This window comes from Anaerosolibacter sp., assembly GCF_029240175.1.
GTDB lineage: Bacteria > Bacillota > Clostridia > Peptostreptococcales > Thermotaleaceae > Anaerosolibacter.
Genome location: NZ_JARBTM010000004.1, coordinates 142,731 through 159,064, shown reverse-complemented (window position 1 = coordinate 159,064; position 16,334 = coordinate 142,731). Strand labels below are relative to the sequence as shown.

Here is a 16,334-nt window from a genome sequence, read left to right as displayed (position 1 = left end):
ATTTCTCCCATACTGTATCCAGATAGTTGAGATAAATATTGGCGAGCAATGGTGATATTACTCCTCCTTGAGGACTTCCTATTTCACTTTCTTCGAATATTCCATTGGGCACGCTCCTATTAAACAAAAAAAGCAGCTCTGCTGCTTTTTCATCTACTGTTTTAATATTTGACGATTTAAATAAATATAATCTACACCTGAAATAATAGTTAGCAATACCGCAGCCCACAGGGCTAAACTGCTAAAAGGAAAGTTAATTAAGCTAAACGGGAAGTTATCAAGGAGTATTGCGATAATCGCTACGATCTGACTTATTGTTTTTAGCTTTCCCCACCAACTGGCAGCAATAACAATACCCTCGGATGCAGCAATTGCCCTAAATATACTGATGATATATTCCCTGGAAATAATCACAACTACAATCCATGCAGGCAGTTTACCCATTTGTACCAGTGAAACCAAAGCTGCTGTAACCAAGAGCTTATCTGCCAATGGATCCATAAATTTACCGAATTTGGTTATTTGATTTCTACTCCTAGCTATATAGCCATCAAGAGTATCTGTGATCGCAGCTATCATAAAAATTGCTGCTGCTATGTACATCCCATATGGGATTTTGTTCAATAGCACGATCATAAAAACTGGGACTAGAAAAATTCTAGCAATTGTAAGTTTATTCGCAAGATTCATTGAGTATCATCTCTCCCGTTAAATCGTATTCGAGTGCATCCGTGATTCTAACCTTTACAAAATCACCAGGATTCAAGAGGAGTACTGAAGAAAAATAAACAATTCCATCAATTTCTGGTGCATCATAAATAGTTCTTCCTATATATACATTTTCTTCTTCTAGTTTCTCTTCTACAAGTATATCATAAATTTTACCGATTTTCTCTCTATTTTTTTTCAATGATATATCTTTTTGGATAAGCATAATCTCATCTCGCCTAATTTCTTTAATACTTTCATCCAATTGATCCTTGAGTTTCGCAGCTGGTGTATCTTCCTCCTGAGAATAGGTAAATACGCCAAGCTTATCAAACTCCATCTCTTTAACAAAAGACGCTAATTCTTCAAATTGTTCGTTTGTTTCTCCAGGAAATCCTACAATCAAAGAAGTTCGCAAAGAAATATCGGGAATTTTTTTTCTTAGCCTTTCAATAACGTTCATGATATGTTCTTTCGTTGTTTTACGATTCATTCGCTTCAGTACTTCATTGTTACAGTGCTGAATTGGCATATCAAGGTATTTACAGATTTTTTCTTCCCTAGTAATGATGTCGATTAGTTCTTCATTGATTTCATCAGGATAGCAATATAAAATCCGAATCCATTGTAGATCCTCAATTGTACATAGTTGGCTGAGCAGCTGTGTAAGTCTATATTCTCCGTATAAATCAATACCATACCTAGTTGTATCTTGAGCGATAAGTATCAGCTCTTTAACGCCATTGTTTACCATGGTTTGTGCTTCACTCATAATACTCTCAATATCTCTGCTTCTATAAGAACCTCTCAATTTTGGTATAATACAATAGGTACAACAATTATCGCACCCATCCGCTATTTTAAGATAAGCAGAATACTTAGGTGTTGCTAATAATCTTGGTAAGTCTTCAGAAATCTTAATATTCATATCTCCAGACTTAGAAATTCGATTTCCTCTCAAAGCCTCATCAATGATTTGAATAATCTCCGGATAGTTGCCCGTTCCAATGATTGCATCTACCTCTGGCAGTTCTTCCAATAGTTCGTCTGAATATCGCTCACCTAAACAACCAGCTACTACTAGAATTTTGCAATTTCCTTCTTCCTTGAATTTTCCCAATTCAATGATCGTGTCGATAGATTCCTGCTTTGCAGCTTCAATAAATCCACAGGTGTTTACAATAATTATGTCAGCTATCTCTTTTTGGTCCGTCAACTGATAACTATACTTGTCTAGTAAACCCATCATAATCTCTGAATCTACTAAGTTTTTGGCGCATCCTAAAGACTCTACTGATACCTTTAATGACATATAAAAACTCCTCTCAAGTTAGATGCTAAATATACTGTACAAAATTCTCAAGTTTCTTGATTACATCTTCAATTTTCTGATACGTAATGACTAAATCATAGGGACAATATTTTTCTATCGAATACTTATACAAGGGATCATAATAGTATTCAATCAGATATTCAATGACATACTTATATTCTTTGTTTTCAATCCTACGAATTAAATTTTCTACCACGTCATTTCCTAATCTTTTGTTTAGGTGGCGAATTGCATCAATAATTTTTTCATTCTTATGGGTCAATTGATTCACATAATCACTATATATAATCTCTATTCGATTATGTAAAGATGTTTCAATTAGCACATGGTCACCGCTCATCATTCTATTGTACAATGAATCTGGAACATGAACACTCCCAATTCTTTTGCTTTCGCTTTCAACAAAAACGTAATTACTTTGAAGCCTAGATAGGCACTCGAAGATAAAAGCCTCAAAATTCTTCTGTGTGGGCGGAGAACCTTCAAAAACGATGTCACCAAATACTGAACCACTATTTTGAGCCAATCTTTCAAGATCTAATACAGGCTGGCCACATTGATGCAATAACTCTAAGATATGGGTTTTCCCTACGCCGGTGTGCCCATGGAGCATTACGAATCTATATTTATCAATGGACTGATTCATGAAATCAACCACATGTTTACGATAGGCTTTGTATCCGCCGACCAATTGGTATGTATTGGTGATACTCATAGCATTCAGAAAATTACATACGGATTTGCTCCGCATTCCCCCACGCCAGCAAAACACGATAATTGAATCATATTTATTTGAATAGTCCTTTATCTTTTCATATATCTCCTTAAGTTTTGAAGCTACAAAATCGAGACCAACAGCCGTGGCTCCTTCTCTACTCTCTTTTCGATACACAGTGCCAACTTCTGCTCTTTCATAATCGTCTAATATTGGAATATTTATAGCCCCTGGAATGGTGGCCTCCGCAAATTCTGCTGGAGATCTCACATCAATAAAAAGCTTATTTCCGATATTTAATGCATCTTCAACTATTATTGGTTTTAACATATTCATTCCTCATTTTCTCAGCGTTCTTCTTTAGAGTATTATGCACCAATTTAGAGAAACATAGAACATATATTAAGAGTAGAATTTTAGGCTCTACTCTTAATATCTTCAAACTCCTCTTTGGATATAAGCACCTGTCTCGGTTTGCTTCCTTCATGGGGTCCCACGATTCCACGTTCTTCCATAGCATCAATTAATCTTGCCGCTCTATTATAACCTATTCGAAATCTTCGCTGAAGCATTGAGATTGAGGCTTGCTCAGTTTGAACTACTAATTCTATGGCGTCTTTTAACAATTCATCTGCTGTGCCTTCTTCACTTGAATCATCGTTTTCAATCTTCTCTATAATATCCAACTCATAACTGGTATCTTCCACAGCTTGATCCTTAACAAATGAAACAACCCTCTCAACTTCAGCGTCAGACATAAACGCCCCTTGTATACGTTTCGGTTTAGAAGCGCCTACAGGATAAAACAACATATCTCCTTTACCTAAGAGTTTCTCAGCCCCTCCCATGTCAAGAATGGTCCTTGAGTCTGCTTGGGATGAAACTGCAAAGGCAATTCTTGAAGGAATATTGGCTTTAATGACACCTGTAATGACATCCACTGAAGGTCTTTGCGTTGCAACAATCAAATGCATACCTGCAGCCCTTGCCATTTGAGCCAAGCGACAAATAGAATCCTCTACTTGTCCAGGAGCTACCATCATTAGATCTGCGAGTTCATCAATGATAATTACGATTTTTGATAGTGTGTCGATTCCTTCTTTTTTGGCCTTCTCATTATAGCCAGTTATATCTCTAACACCATTTTGAGCAAAGGTTTTATATCTATTGGTCATTTCCTGAACAGCCCAATTTAAAGCTGTAGAGGCCTTTTTGGGATCCGTTACCACAGGGATAAGCAGGTGAGGAATACCATTATAATTATTCAGCTCAACCACCTTTGGATCGATTAATAAAAACTTTACTTCTTCCGGTGATGCTTTATATAATATGCTGGTGATAAGCGTATTTACACATACACTTTTACCTGAGCCAGTCGATCCCGCAATTAATAGGTGAGGCATTTTAGCCAAATCTGATACCATAGGATTTCCAGCAATATCCTTTCCTAGAACAAAAGTTAGTTTTGATTCGTTTTCTGTAAACGGATCGCTTACTAAGACTTCTTTTATTGTGACCGTAGTAACTAAGTCATTGGGAATCTCTATCCCCACTGCTGCTTTGCCTGGGATAGGTGCTTCAATCCGAATATGTGAAGCAGCTAAATTCAAGGCAATATCATCAGATAGACCAACAATCTTGCTAACCTTCACGCCCGGACTAGGCTGTATTTCATATCTTGTGATTGTAGGGCCCTTGCTTACCTGCATGACCTTTGCATCTACACCAAAATTTTGCAGCGTGTCTTCTAATACTTTTGCTTTACTCAAGATTTCCTTTTTATCATTTTTGCTATTTACTGAACTTCCATTCTCTAGAAGATTTAGACTGGGCATTTTATAAGCAATGGGTGCCTTTGTTGTCTGGGTGATATGTAAGTCCTCAGTTTCTCCGCTAATATCTAGCTCTGTCTCTGGAATTGCTTTATCTGCTGTATTCTTTTCTGTTTGTTGATCATCGACTTCTCTCTCTTCCCCTCCAGATTTCCGGGTAAAATCAAGGATCTTTATTTTCGAATCTATGGTTTCATTCTTTACCATAGGCAATTCTTTATGATCACTTATAACAGGTTCCTTTTGTTTTTCTAAGGTAACCTTATCTTTGCTTCCACTAGACCTCTTTTCTTTTTCTGGCTGGACTTGTATGAATTCGAGGATTGCCTGCCCTAGGGTAACAAAAAATGAAACAATACCCTTTTTAATATTTGCAAATACAGTGATTAACGAGACTTTTGTCAGCATAAGTAATGAAGCTACCATAATCGTTATGACAATTACATAGCTGCCACTCAAACCAAATAATTTAAGAAAAGTCAGGCCAAGAATCGTCCCTATAAATCCGCTTCCTCTATCTTCAATTCCTTGCATATAAACATGCCCAAGATTAGCAAAACTTAATTGGTTTTCAGCCGAAGGGTCAATGTGATTGACACCAAATAAAATTACATAGGATAGATACATAACTAACACAGTAAAACGCAGCTTTCGATCTATAGATTTCAATTTACCAGCCATGGTGAATAAACCAAAGGCTATGATGACGAAAGGTAATAGATTAGCTGGCTGAGCCAAAAGACCTTTTAGGGTATATTTAATGATTTTACCTATTTCGCCAGAAGACTCTGTTTGCAAACTAATGAGTACTAAAATTCCAATGGAAATAATAAATAAGGAGACAATTTCATGACGAATAGGGGATCTATTTTCTACCTTTTTCCGTTGTTTTCTTGACATCTTCATTCACCTCAGCTATTTGCTTTAAAGAGCATAGGAACACGCTTCCTAGATCCAGACCTTTAGCATATATTTATTATAAAATTAACAGCGATGTATAATTTATTCATCGGATGAAAAAGAAAAAAATAAAGTGCTAATCTTAGATATTAACACTTTACCACTGCTATTATAACATATGCTATTCAATTATTCTATTGTAAATTCATAGGATTTTCGGCTAATTCAACCCGTTGATCATTATTCGCATTTATTAACTCTTGTAATTTTGCCATTGATTCTTTAATGCCACCCACTTCATCTATTAGACCAATATCTACAGCTTCATTTCCAATTAAAATCGTACCAATGTCATTTGCAATTTCATCGGTCTCGTTCATTAGCTGAATGAATGTTTCTCTAGATACCTTCGATGTCCTTGTTACAAACTGAATAATTCTTTCTTGCATCTTCTGAAAATATTTAAACGTTTGTGGAACACCAATGACTAGTCCGTTCATCCGTATTGGATGAATCGTCATGGTTGCAGTAGGGACTATAAACGAATAATCACTGGCAGTTGCTAATGGAACACCAATGCTGTGTCCTCCTCCTAATACAATAGATACAGTCGGTTTTGTTAAACTAGAAATCATTTCAGCCAAAGCTAAGCCAGCTTCCACATCCCCACCCACTGTATTAAGTATTGTCAGCAATCCTTTTATCTTTGGATTTTCTTCCACTGCGATTAGCTGTGGTATAATATGCTCATATTTTGTAGACTTATTCTGAGGTGGAGCTACCATATGGCCCTCAATATGCCCAATAATTGTTAAGTAGTGTATATTTCCTGGCATTTCAGGTATCCCATGATTGCCTAAACTTTTTACATTTTCTAAAGTAGATTTTAACTTCAGCTTTGGACGTCCTGTCATTGGCGTTTCTGTCGCAGGCAAAACTTCAGGAGGTGCAGCTGGTGTTTTCTCGTCATTTTCAAACATTGTTTCACACTCCTATATTTAAGTTATACAAACTATCTAAAATGCAATGTTAATTATTACTTAATAACAAGTGATAGATAGTCTAAATCAATTATGGTTTCATATATATTTTTACCATAAATAAAACTACTATACCCAAACTTTGCGTATAGTAGTTTTTTGCTTTACCTGGAAAGATTAAATTCTTGGTGCAGCGCATTTACTGCTTTTTCCATATCGCTTTGCTTGACTAAACACGATATTGTTGTATGAGAATCTGAAGATTGTAATATTTTTACATCTTGGCTAGCCAAGGCTTTAACAATACGAGCCATTACACCTGGAACACCACGGATCTTATGCCCTATAGCTGTAATCTTACTGCATCCCGCTGTTACTTTAAACTTATACCCTAATGACTTTAGGAGAAGTTCAAGCTTCTCAGCATTTTTTTCATCAACTGTAAATACTTTTCTATCGGTAAAAAAATTAATTAAATCTATGCTGATATGTTTATTGGTCAGCTCATTCATAAATTTCTCACTTTCTTCAACGGAATCTTCGTTAAAGGAAACAGTAAACTGAGTAATGCCATTTTTATGAGCTATAGCGGTTAACAAATTATCTTCATTGGCATTTCTATATGAACTCCCTTTGAATCCCATATTTCCATTAATAATGGTACCTGGTGCATCAGAAAATGTATTTTTAATTTTTAATGTCAAGCTACCTCTTCTTGCTATTTCAACCGCTCGTGGATGTACAACTTTTGCGCCGTCTTCAGCCATTTGATAAATTTCATCATAGCAAATATTATCAATCACCTTCGCCTCTGGCACAAGCCGGGGATCAGCGGTCATTACGCCATCCACATCTGTGTAGATTTCTACAATATCAGCCTTTAAAGCTTCTCCCAAAATTGCCGCAGTCGTGTCGCTGCCACCTCTCCCTAATGTTGTAATATCACCTGTCATGGTTGCCCCTTGAAATCCTGTCACTACAGGAATTTTTCCTTCCTTTATCAGATTAAGAATGGGCTCACAGTCTACCTGTACTACTTCTGCGTCACCATGATATTTATCTGTAATAATTCCTGCTTGAAGGCCTGATAACGCCACAGCCTCATAACCTAGCGCTTTTATGGTATTTGCCATAATTACAGCAGAAATTACTTCACCACACGCCATGATCATATCAAGTTCTCTACTACTCTGCTCTTTGAATGCTCGATTGGCTAATCCAATCAGCGTATCTGTGGCATAAGGATCACCGCTTCGTCCTATGGCAGAAACTACTACAACAGGTGCTTTACCTTCTTCTTTGCTGCAAATTACTTTTTTCGCTACTCTTTCCCTTAGTTCTTCTGTTGCTACAGAGGTTCCACCAAATTTTTGGATAATGATGTTCATTTTCCTCCTCCTTACCAAATATATACCTTAATATTAGCACATATTAATAAATATTTCTACTTAATTCGAGCATATGTTGCTATATATATATCATATGTGGAGAAAAATGAGGTGGTGTATGACCTAGGAAAATCTATCTATAAAGAAAACTTTCTTCTGTTTGGTTTTTCTTCTTCCAGTTCGATGATAATCATATCATTGCCGATTTTTTTGACACAGCTCCAAGGAATTTCAATAAAATTGCGCTCAGAAAAAAGTGATAGTTGATTTCGAAAATCTGGTACGAGCAATGCCCTAATCTTTCCATTCCGCTCATCTATTAACAAATCAGATTCTGCAACAATTCCCAATCTGCCCCCATCGGTTAGATTGACTATTTCTTTCCCTCCAAGCTTACTTAGTTTCATAATTTCCCTCCCTATTATTCTTACAATTAATCATCATTTATTAAATACTTGTACTTAAGACAAATTTTTTCGATACAAGCCTTCACTATATATTTATTGCAAGAGTAGAGGTATTATTCACTATTTATTTTCCTGTATGACCAAAACCACCTAATCCCCTGGCTGTTTCATTAAGATCTTCTACAGGAACCCAATCTATTCTTTCATATCTGCATATTACAAGTTGAGCAATTCTCTCACCATTTTGAATAATAAAATCTTCTTTTCCCCAATTTATTAGAGGTACTTTGATTTCACCTCTATAGTCACTATCAATTGTACCAATCCCATTTATTAATCCTATACCATGCTTTATCGCTAATCCACTTCTTGCTCTGACTTGAGCCTCAAGTCCCTCTGGAAGTTCTATATGTATCCCTGTAGGTATAAGGGATCGCTCACATGGGCCTAATACAACTTCTTCTGATAAACAAGCACGAAGATCCATTCCTGACGCGCTGCTTGTTTCATACGTTGGCAATGTAATTCCACTTTCTTTTAATTTTATTTTTATTTGAATCATTTTTTCTTCCCCCTATTATTTTTGATATAAAAATAGCATCTAACGATGCCATCTGAGGGGAACCTAGTTCCCCTTCGACGGCTGCTAGGCAGCCTGAGCATCCCTCTGACTACGGCATGGGAATACTTCCCATGCACCCCTGCTTTTTCATTCAATAGGAAAGTAGAACCTTCCTATTGAATGAAAAAGACATTAGCCGAAGCTAATATCTTTAGAATTTAAGTATTTCATTAACACCTTGTTCATTATCAATTTTCCCTACAAGAGCAACAGAAGCGTATTGCAGATTAAAAATGTCATGGGTTACACGACAGACATCTTCCATGGTTACGCTATCTATTTTATCTAATATTTCTTTTTGGGTAAAAACTCTATTCAAAAGTAGTTCTGATTTACCCATGGATGTCATTCTACTACTGGTACTCTCAAGCCCTAAAATGTAATTTCCTTTTAGCTGCTCCTTCGATTTGTAAAATTCTTCTTCGGTTAATCCTTTTTCTTTCATGTTAGATATCTCTTCGCTGATTAGTTTGGTGACCTCTAGCAGCTGATTTGGGTTTATGCCCGCATAAATTGTCATCATACCAACCCGGCTATAGGATGAAGGATATGAAAATACTGAATACGCCAATCCCTTATCCTCTCGAATATTCTGAAATAACCTTGAGCTCATACTACCACCAAAAACATTGTTCATTACCAATAAAGGATACAAATCCTTATGTCCCTGTGGAATGCCCTTAAGACCAATACAAAAATGCAGTTGTTCAATATCCTTATATCGATGTCCGCTATTCTTCGTAAAGTTAGGTACTTCTATGGTATCTGGCACTTTTATTTTATTCGTATATTGGGCAAATTTCTCTTCCAATAAACTTAATAATAATTGTTGATCGATATTTCCTGCTACTGATACAACAATATTATCGCATGTATAGTTGTTCGCCACATATTCTAGAATCATCTCACGGTGAAATTGACCAACGGTTTGGTTCGTTCCTAATATAGGGGATCCTAAAGAGTGGTTACTGAAAGTTATCTTTGAAAGTAAATCATGCACTAAGTCATCTGGCGAATCTTCATACATATTTATCTCTTCTAATACAACACTCTTCTCTTTTTCAATCTCTATATCAATAAAGGTTGAGTTAAACAACATATCTGATAATACATCAACAGCAATTGGAAGATGACTATCTAAAACCTTTGCATAATAACATGTACACTCTTTGCTTGTAAATGCATTTAATTGTCCACCAATGCTATCTATACTCTCAGCAATCTGTTTTGCCGTTCTATTTGTCGTGCCTTTAAAGAGCATATGTTCAATAAAGTGTGAAATACCATTATTTTTACTATTTTCATGAATAGAACCTACCCCAATCCAAAACCCTAATGAAACAGACTTTACATGGGGGATATGTTCTACAATAACCCTAACACCATTACTTAATTTATGTCTTTCAAACATCTTATCCTCCTACGTTCTTTTCTAAGAAACATACTAATTATTATAATTTAGTATGCCGAAATAATCAAGAAAAAACACTTGTTTTAAAAAGCAATCCAAACATAATCGCAGTTCCATCAAATTTGTTGCTTTTAACAACTTAGGAGTTTTTCATTTTCCCAAAAGAAAAACATAAACCTGTTTGGTTTATGTTTTCTATTTACCTTCCGATTCAGGCTGTTCTGTCTCAGGAAGTGCATCTTTTCTTGATAGATTAATTCTGCCCTGCTTGTCAATTTCTATTACTTTTACAAGAACTTCATCGCCAATGTTAAGTACATCTTCGACCTTTGCAGTTCTTTCTTTTGCGATATTTGATATATGTACTAATCCTTCTTTACCTGGTAAGATTTCAACAAAAGCACCAAAATTCATAATACGCATTACCTTACCCATATAAATCTCACCAACTTGAGCTTCCTTCACAATACCTTCAACCATTTTTAACGCCTTATTTCCATCCTCTACATTTGAAGCTGTAATAAAGACTCTGCCATCATCTTCGATATCGATCTTGACTCCAGTTTCATCGATAATTTTATTGATTGTTTTTCCGCCAGGCCCGATTAACTCCCTGATCTTATCTGGATGAATCATGGTCTTAATAATTCTTGGAGCATATGGAGAAATTTCATCTCTAGGCTTGGAGATCGTAGCATTCATCTTATCTAGAATATACAACCTTCCATCCTTTGCTTGAGCTAAAGCTCTCTCTAGAATTTCTTTATTTATTCCTTCGATTTTGATATCCATCTGGATTGCTGTAATTCCTTCTGCTGTTCCGGCGACCTTAAAGTCCATATCTCCTAAGAAATCTTCCATGCCTTGAATATCACTTAAAATAGATAGTTGGTCATCATCTTTAATCAACCCCATGGCAATTCCAGCAACTGGAGATTTGATTGGTACTCCAGCATCTAACAAGGCCAGTGTACTTCCACAAACTGAAGCTTGAGATGTACTTCCATTAGAGCTAAGAACCTCTGAAACAAGACGGATTGTATATGGAAAGTCTGATTCTGATGGAATGACAGGCTCTAAAGCTCTCTCTGCCAAAGCACCATGTCCAATTTCTCTTCTACCTGGACCCCTCATGAATCTTGCTTCTCCTACACTATAAGGTGGGAAGTTATAGTGATGCATATATCTCTTTGATTCTTCCTCTCCCAAGCCGTCTAAAATTTGGGCATCCCCTATAGCACCAAGTGTGGCTACAGTCAATGCTTGTGTTTGACCTCTCTTAAACAATCCTGTACCATGGGCTCTTGGTAGAATGCCAACCTCACATGTGATCTCACGAATTTCTTCAGGTTTTCTGTTATCTGGTCTAACCTTATCATATGTAATCATTTTACGCACTTGTTCTTTTGTAATCTGATATAGCGTCTGAGAAACATCTTTTGCATTATCTGGATACTTTTCAACGAAATACTCCATAGCTTCTTGTTTCACTTTTTCCATATTTTCATTTCTTTCAACTTTATCTACTGTTTTTATAGCTTGAAGCATTTTATCAGTAGCAAACGCCCTTACTTCTTCTTCAATTGCTGCATCTATTTCAAAAAGAACAACTTCTTGTTTTGGCTTGCCTACTTCTTCTACAATCTCTTCAATAAAGGCAACCACTTTTTTAATCTCTTCATGGGCAAACATGATTGCATTTAGCATTACCTCTTCAGAAAGCTCATTAGCACCGGCTTCTACCATCATGATAGCATCCTTTGTACCTGAAACCACCAAATGCATCTGACTTGTTTCCCGCTCTTTGACAGTTGGGTTAATCACCATCTGTCCATCGACCATTCCGATGATTGCTGATCCAGTAGGTCCTTTAAAAGGTATATCGGAAATGGACAAAGCAATGGAAGAACCTATCATCGCTACCACGTCTGGCGTGCAATCTTGATCAACAGATAAAACAGTAGCTACGACTTGTACATCATTCCTATATCCTTTCGGGAAAAGCGGGCGAATAGGTCGATCGATTAATCTTGAAGTCAGAATAGCTTTTTCTGTAGGCCTACCTTCTCTTTTGACAAATCCACCGGGAATTTTGCCGACAGAATAAAGTCTTTCCTCATAATCTACGCTAAGTGGAAAGAAATCAATGCCTTCCTTTGGCTGTGAAGATGCAACTGCAGTTACCAAAACAACAGTATCTCCATATCTAACAAAAGCTGCACCACTTGCCTGCTCAGCATATTTACCAATAGTAACTTCTAAAGGTCTGTTGCCAATTGTTGTTTTGAAAATCTTTTCCATCATTTACCTCCTTACATGTTTTATTTATAAATACAGGAAATATATTCTACACAGATAATATTATTTCCTACACTCTCACGAAAAATCCTCACAAATCTAAAAACATATGTATGATAAAATAATAGAGCGGGACAAAACCCCGCTCAATTATCACTACTTTCTTAAACCTAACTTTTCAATAACTGTTCTATATCTTTCAATATCCTTATCCTTTAGATAGTTCAGTAAATTTCTTCTGTTACCAACCATCTTTAAAAGTCCACGACGTGAATGGTGATCCTTCTTGTGTACTTTTAAGTGCTCATTTAACTCATTAATTCTTGTAGTCAATAATGCAATTTGAACTTCTGGAGAACCAGTATCATTTTCATGGACCTTGTAAGAATTAATTACTGTCATTTTGTTTTCTTTATTCATAGCCATGCTTTTCACCTCCTTAATTTTTATCCCCATAAGCCAAGTAATACGTCGGAGTCTCGAATTACATAGCATATGGTTCTTCACAATATATAATGGTAGCATACTTGAACTAAAAAGTAAATATAAAATTACATATTGAAGTATTTTTGAGCCGACTTGATATCAATCTGTACTTGCTTCACCAAATCATCTACACTGGCGAATTTCATTTCACCCCTACAACAATGATAAAACTGAACCTCTATTTCTTTGCCATATAAATCATTGTCAAAATTAAGTATATGGGTTTCCACAGTTATGGGATTCTCTCCAAAAGTAGGATTGTATCCAACACTGGTGATACTAGGATAGATCTTTTCATCTATGATACATTTTGTATAGTAAACGCCCGGCTTTGGAAGAATTAGGTTTCCTTCAATCTTTAGATTCGCAGTTGGAAATCCCAGTTGATGGCCTAAGCCTTTTCCCCTCACAACATTACCAAAAACACTATATTTTCGTCCTAGAAAAAGATTCGCCTTATTAATCATACCATCGCCAATAAACTTTCTGATCGCTGTACTGCTGATAATTTCATCTTCGATTTTAACTGCATCAACAATCTTTAATTCGTACATAAACTGTTGCTGGTACTCCTTTAGCAGGTTCACATCACCATGGGCCTTATATCCAAATCGATAATCAAATCCTACAACGCCATACGCCATATTTAGCTTTCGAATTAGGATATCTTCAACGAATTTTGCTGGTGCTAGATTTCTATGTAAATCGTCAAATTCAACAGAAATCACATAATCAATATCGAATTCTCTAAAAACATTAAATTTATCTTTTTCAGTCAAAATTCTATTGGGGGCTCCATTCGTAGAAGTCAAACTTCTGGGATGATTGGTAAATGTATATACTACACTTTTGAATTTATTCTTTCTACAAACATCAACAAGATTCATAAGAAGCGTCTGATGTCCTATATGGATGCCATCAAAGCTTCCTAATGCTACACCACACTTATAAGATTTTAAATCTATATTCTCAAGAGAAGTGATAATTTCCATATTTTTTCCCCTTTAGTTAAAAACTCGATCAATGTCAATGTAGAGGTCACCATCATACTTTACTTTTCCCAAGGCAATAAATCGATCATCTGCGTATAGTCTCACCATGGTATCCTTCACTAATTGTACATTACCTACCAGGTTTTTTCTGTAAATATGATTTCCGTTTAAAAGATATTTCAATGATGATGTTGTTACATCAATTCTAGTCATTTGGATAAGTGGATAATCTACATCAAAAACATACTCTTTCCTAATCTTCTCAATATCTGTTCCTTGAAGTGTTTCTAATGTTACTGCATTTGAAAGGTTAAACCGTCCGCTGGCTGTACGAAGCAGAAAAGACATAACCCCTCCACAGCCTAAGTAATTTCCGACATCCTCACATAAGGTTCTCACATATGTCCCTTTAGAACATTCTACATCAAACAAAATAGTAGCTTTTTCTATTTTTAGGATATCTATTTTCTCAATAAATATTTTCCTTGCCTCTCGTTCAACCGTCTTTCCTTCTCTTGCCAGTTCATATAGTCTCTTCCCATTCTGCTTTAAAGCAGAATACATAGGTGGAATCTGTAAAATCTCTCCATTAAAACGTTGAAACGCTTTATGGATTTCATCTTCTTTTACATTTACTGGTCGAGAATTAATAATGGTTCCCCATCTATCTAATGTATCTGTATTATGACCGAGGATCATCTCACAGCGATATTTTTTCATATCATCCATCAGATACTGGCTAATTCTTGTTGCCTTCCCAAGACATATGGGTAAGACACCGGCTGCCATAGGATCTAATGTCCCTGTATGGCCAACTTTTTTCATATTTAATGTTTTCCTCACAACATAAACAACATCATGAGAAGTCATTCTGGGTGGTTTCAATATATTAATAATACCGTCCATTCAATCACCTATAATCTATCTTTTAAAACACTAAGTAATTTGTTTTTTGCATCATCAATACTTCCATGGATAGTGCAACCAGAGGCTTTACTATGACCGCCTCCACCAAACTCTCCTGCAATCTTGCTCACATCTATATGGTATTTTGACCGGAGTCCTATCTTAATCTCCCCTGGCTTCAGTTCCTTTAATAATATAGCTACTTCTACCCCTTTTATATCTCTAGCATATTCAATAAGCCCATCGGTATCAGAAGTGCTTGCTCCTGTATTACGCAACATATTTTCAGTAACATGTAATGTTGCTAACTGCCCTTGGTAGTGAAACTCTAAAGTATTTAGCACAGTAGAAAGAAGCTTTATCTGATAAGACGGCTTATTCTGATAAAGCTCTGTTGTTATCTCATTTAGCCGAATCCCATTTCGAAGTAAATCAGCAGCGATTTCATGGGTTTTCGATGTTGTATTGCTATATTTAAAACTTCCTGTATCCGTTGAAATAGCAGTGTAAAGGCAGGTAGCTATTTCACAGTCTAATGCTACACCCATAGCATGAATGAGCGAATATATGATTTCTCCAGTAGCCGCAGCTTGATGATCGACGATATTGATATCTGCAAATAAAGTATTCGTGATATGATGATCAATATTTACACTTAGTTCTGCACTGTGAATATACTGGCTGCGAGAACCCAATCTGCTTAGATCACTGCAATCAATACCAATGACAGTATCCAGTTTCATTATCGGATTTATTTCTCTAACAATATATTGAACAGGCAGCGATCGTAAATTATACGGAATGTCATCATCCAATAAAATCCATGGCTCTTTGCCCATCTTTTTTAACGCTAAAAAAAGTGCCAAAGCAGACCCAATGGTATCTCCATCAGGAAGGATATGAGGGAGAATGAGTACACGTTCTCCCTTTTTGATTGCTTCGACAAACTTGTTATCATGCATCTTGTTCATGGTCATTGACAACATCCTTTTTATTTACCTTACTGATTAATTCATTGATATGCATTCCTTGTTCAATAGACTGATCCATTTTAAATAGGGGCTCCGGTGTATAACGGAGTTTCAAGCTCTTACCTATTTCTTTACGAATAAATCCCCCAGCATTTTGTAGGGCTTTTAGGGAATTTTCCTTTTCATCTTGAGATCCATATACACTAATGAAAATATTTGCATATCTTAAGTCTCTCGTCACTTCCACAGCAACAACACTTGTCAACGGTGATAGTCTTGGATCTTTTAGTTCATTCATAATCAGATGACTAACTAACTTCTTAATTTCTTCACTAATCCTATTTGTACGTGGATAACCCATATCAGAGCCACCTTCCTATCTAAA

15 protein-coding genes are annotated in these 16,334 nt (G+C 36.1%); all 15 read right to left on the bottom strand.

Annotated elements, in window-relative coordinates:
• Nucleotides 1-153: 153 nt before the first annotated feature.
• The 15 genes from pgsA to rbfA all read right to left on the bottom strand — a co-directional run bounded on the left by pgsA (nt 154) and on the right by rbfA (nt 16,310).
• Nucleotides 154-690: a CDP-diacylglycerol--glycerol-3-phosphate 3-phosphatidyltransferase gene (gene pgsA, locus K0R93_RS03965; protein WP_300297881.1), complete on the bottom strand. Its 537-nt coding sequence runs from the start codon at nt 688-690 to the stop codon at nt 154-156.
• Nucleotides 674-2,020: a 30S ribosomal protein S12 methylthiotransferase RimO gene (gene rimO / locus K0R93_RS03960; RefSeq protein ID WP_300297879.1), complete on the bottom strand. Its 1,347-nt coding sequence runs from the start codon at nt 2,018-2,020 to the stop codon at nt 674-676. Before rimO ends, pgsA begins: the two co-directional genes overlap by 17 nt.
• Nucleotides 2,021-2,045: 25 nt before the next feature.
• Complete coding sequence (gene mnmH, locus K0R93_RS03955) at nt 2,046-3,086, bottom strand: tRNA 2-selenouridine(34) synthase MnmH (RefSeq protein WP_300297876.1); 1,041 nt, start codon at nt 3,084-3,086, stop codon at nt 2,046-2,048.
• A gap of 86 nt (nt 3,087-3,172) precedes the next feature.
• Nucleotides 3,173-5,488, bottom strand: coding sequence for an FtsK/SpoIIIE family DNA translocase (locus K0R93_RS03950; protein WP_300297873.1), 2,316 nt, complete (start codon nt 5,486-5,488; stop codon nt 3,173-3,175).
• A gap of 194 nt (nt 5,489-5,682) precedes the next feature.
• On the bottom strand, nt 5,683-6,468 hold the full coding sequence (locus tag K0R93_RS03945; protein WP_330685010.1) for a ClpP family protease: 786 nt from the start codon (nt 6,466-6,468) through the stop codon (nt 5,683-5,685).
• 164 nt (nt 6,469-6,632) lie between these two features.
• Complete coding sequence (gene dapG, locus K0R93_RS03940; protein WP_300297871.1) at nt 6,633-7,856, bottom strand: aspartate kinase; 1,224 nt, start codon at nt 7,854-7,856, stop codon at nt 6,633-6,635.
• A gap of 137 nt (nt 7,857-7,993) precedes the next feature.
• Nucleotides 7,994-8,263, bottom strand: a complete 270-nt coding sequence (locus tag K0R93_RS03935; protein WP_300297868.1) for a YlmC/YmxH family sporulation protein — start codon at nt 8,261-8,263, stop codon at nt 7,994-7,996.
• 124 nt (nt 8,264-8,387) lie between these two features.
• A complete protein-coding gene (gene dut / locus K0R93_RS03930; RefSeq protein ID WP_300297865.1) occupies nt 8,388-8,825 on the bottom strand; it encodes a dUTP diphosphatase in 438 nt (145 codons plus the stop codon).
• Nucleotides 8,826-9,036: 211 nt separating this feature from the next.
• Nucleotides 9,037-10,296, bottom strand: coding sequence for a M16 family metallopeptidase (locus tag K0R93_RS03925; RefSeq protein ID WP_300297862.1), 1,260 nt, complete (start codon nt 10,294-10,296; stop codon nt 9,037-9,039).
• Between the two features lie 195 nt (nt 10,297-10,491).
• Nucleotides 10,492-12,597 carry a polyribonucleotide nucleotidyltransferase gene (gene pnp, locus K0R93_RS03920; RefSeq protein WP_300297859.1) on the bottom strand — a complete coding sequence of 702 codons (2,106 nt, stop codon included), beginning with the start codon at nt 12,595-12,597 and terminating at the stop codon, nt 10,492-10,494.
• Between the two features lie 153 nt (nt 12,598-12,750).
• Complete coding sequence (rpsO, locus tag K0R93_RS03915; protein ID WP_415782646.1) at nt 12,751-13,014, bottom strand: 30S ribosomal protein S15; 264 nt, start codon at nt 13,012-13,014, stop codon at nt 12,751-12,753.
• Between the two features lie 131 nt (nt 13,015-13,145).
• Nucleotides 13,146-14,072 (bottom strand): bifunctional riboflavin kinase/FAD synthetase, encoded by a 927-nt coding sequence (locus tag K0R93_RS03910; RefSeq protein WP_300297854.1) that lies wholly within the window; start codon nt 14,070-14,072, stop codon nt 13,146-13,148.
• Between the two features lie 12 nt (nt 14,073-14,084).
• Nucleotides 14,085-14,978 carry a tRNA pseudouridine(55) synthase TruB gene (gene truB, locus K0R93_RS03905; RefSeq protein WP_300297851.1) on the bottom strand — a complete coding sequence of 298 codons (894 nt, stop codon included), beginning with the start codon at nt 14,976-14,978 and terminating at the stop codon, nt 14,085-14,087.
• Nucleotides 14,979-14,986: 8 nt separating this feature from the next.
• Nucleotides 14,987-15,955, bottom strand: a complete 969-nt coding sequence (locus tag K0R93_RS03900; protein WP_300297848.1) for a DHH family phosphoesterase — start codon at nt 15,953-15,955, stop codon at nt 14,987-14,989.
• A complete protein-coding gene (gene rbfA / locus K0R93_RS03895) occupies nt 15,933-16,310 on the bottom strand; it encodes a 30S ribosome-binding factor RbfA (protein ID WP_300297845.1) in 378 nt (125 codons plus the stop codon). The genes K0R93_RS03900 and rbfA overlap by 23 nt, the downstream gene beginning before the upstream one ends.
• Nucleotides 16,311-16,334: the final 24 nt, after the last annotated feature.

Excerpts from the sequence above, each read along its gene's own strand:
- rpsO (WP_415782646.1), bottom strand. The coding sequence starts at position 13,014 with ATGAATAAAGAAAACAAAATGACAGTAATTAATTCTTACAAGGTCCAT.
- mnmH (WP_300297876.1), bottom strand. The coding sequence starts at position 3,086 with ATGTTAAAACCAATAATAGTTGAAGATGCATTAAATATCGGAAATAAG.
- dut (WP_300297865.1), bottom strand. The coding sequence starts at position 8,825 with ATGATTCAAATAAAAATAAAATTAAAAGAAAGTGGAATTACATTGCCA.
- pnp (WP_300297859.1), bottom strand. The coding sequence starts at position 12,597 with ATGGAAAAGATTTTCAAAACAACAATTGGCAACAGACCTTTAGAAGTT.
- pgsA (WP_300297881.1), bottom strand. The coding sequence starts at position 690 with ATGAATCTTGCGAATAAACTTACAATTGCTAGAATTTTTCTAGTCCCA.
- K0R93_RS03945 (WP_330685010.1), bottom strand. The coding sequence starts at position 6,468 with ATGTTTGAAAATGACGAGAAAACACCAGCTGCACCTCCTGAAGTTTTG.
- rimO (WP_300297879.1), bottom strand. The coding sequence starts at position 2,020 with ATGTCATTAAAGGTATCAGTAGAGTCTTTAGGATGCGCCAAAAACTTA.
- K0R93_RS03900 (WP_300297848.1), bottom strand. The coding sequence starts at position 15,955 with ATGACCATGAACAAGATGCATGATAACAAGTTTGTCGAAGCAATCAAA.
- K0R93_RS03950 (WP_300297873.1), bottom strand. The coding sequence starts at position 5,488 with ATGTCAAGAAAACAACGGAAAAAGGTAGAAAATAGATCCCCTATTCGT.
- K0R93_RS03910 (WP_300297854.1), bottom strand. The coding sequence starts at position 14,072 with ATGGAAATTATCACTTCTCTTGAGAATATAGATTTAAAATCTTATAAG.
- K0R93_RS03935 (WP_300297868.1), bottom strand. The coding sequence starts at position 8,263 with ATGAAACTAAGTAAGCTTGGAGGGAAAGAAATAGTCAATCTAACCGAT.
- K0R93_RS03925 (WP_300297862.1), bottom strand. The coding sequence starts at position 10,296 with ATGTTTGAAAGACATAAATTAAGTAATGGTGTTAGGGTTATTGTAGAA.
- rbfA (WP_300297845.1), bottom strand. The coding sequence starts at position 16,310 with ATGGGTTATCCACGTACAAATAGGATTAGTGAAGAAATTAAGAAGTTA.
- dapG (WP_300297871.1), bottom strand. The coding sequence starts at position 7,856 with ATGAACATCATTATCCAAAAATTTGGTGGAACCTCTGTAGCAACAGAA.
- truB (WP_300297851.1), bottom strand. The coding sequence starts at position 14,978 with ATGGACGGTATTATTAATATATTGAAACCACCCAGAATGACTTCTCAT.